The sequence below is a fragment of the Lactococcus cremoris subsp. cremoris NBRC 100676 genome (assembly GCF_001591705.1).
Classification (GTDB): domain Bacteria; phylum Bacillota; class Bacilli; order Lactobacillales; family Streptococcaceae; genus Lactococcus; species Lactococcus cremoris.
Genome location: NZ_BCVK01000117.1, coordinates 1 through 1,064, shown reverse-complemented (window position 1 = coordinate 1,064; position 1,064 = coordinate 1). Strand labels below are relative to the sequence as shown.

1 protein-coding gene is annotated in these 1,064 nt (G+C 34.7%); it reads right to left on the bottom strand.

Features of this window, described 5'->3' with window-relative positions:
• Nucleotides 1–11 precede the first annotated feature (11 nt).
• Nucleotides 12–971 (bottom strand): IS30-like element IS1062 family transposase, encoded by a 960-nt coding sequence (locus tag LLA01S_RS12015; protein WP_002360751.1) that lies wholly within the window; start codon nucleotides 969–971, stop codon nucleotides 12–14.
• Nucleotides 972–1,064 lie beyond the last annotated feature (93 nt).

Genomic DNA, 1,064 nt, shown 5'->3' with positions numbered 1-1,064 from the left:
TTTATTAATTGTCAAATTAAGTTAGACAATTCCTCTTTGCATATGTGACTCAAGAATACTTCTATTGGTGTTTTATAGTTTAATGATTTTCGAGGGATATTATTTCTTTTCGATGCAATAGATTGGATAAAAGATTCATCAACTTCGTTGAAATCCATTTGCTTTGGTAAACCATCTTTACGTAATAAACCATTAGAGTTTTCATTTAACCCTCTTTGTGATGGTGTACCAGGATCTGCAAAATAGATATCAATATCATTGATATTACTGATTGATTTCCAATTTGAAAATTCCTTTCCACAATCAAAAGTCATTGATTTGAATAGATGCTTAGGTACAGATTGCATCCATTGGTTCAAACGATTTTCAATATCTATAGCTCGTCTGCCTTCTGGCTGAAGAGTGATGATTACTTTAGATAATCGCTCAACGAGGGTAATAACAGCACTTTTGTGCTTTTTACCCACAATAGTATCCCCTTCAAGGTGGCCAAATTCTTGATTGAATTTAGAATAATCATTTCCTCTGTCACGAAGTGATCGACGAAAAGATTGTTTTCCCCGAGTCTCTTTGTGTCCGTTGGCTTTACGTTTTCCTTTCATAGGTAGGTGAGTCACTTCAAATACGCCTTGTTTAAACATACGATAAAGTGTACGCATAGAACAAGAAATAGAAAACTCTGCACGGCCAACAATCACATCAGGTGTCCAACCTTGAACAACCCTCTTTTGAATATATTCTGTTTGTTCATCTGATAAGACAATAGGACGTCTGCCACAGCGAGTTTTATTCTTCTTGTATTGATTGAAATAATCTAGAGCATTGTGCCCTGTTTTGAAAAATTGGTAAACTTTATGAATCGTTTGTCTAGATCTATTCAATAGTACTGCGGTTTTGGCTACAGATTGATGATTATTATAATACGCCTCTATCATTGCAAGTTCATTTGATGTAAGATGGGTATAGGTCATTTGTCTTCACTCCTTATAATTCTTTTGCGGGAACTATCTTGAGTGTAGCACAAATGACTTTTTTATTTGTCTAGCTTAATTTTACAATCGGCG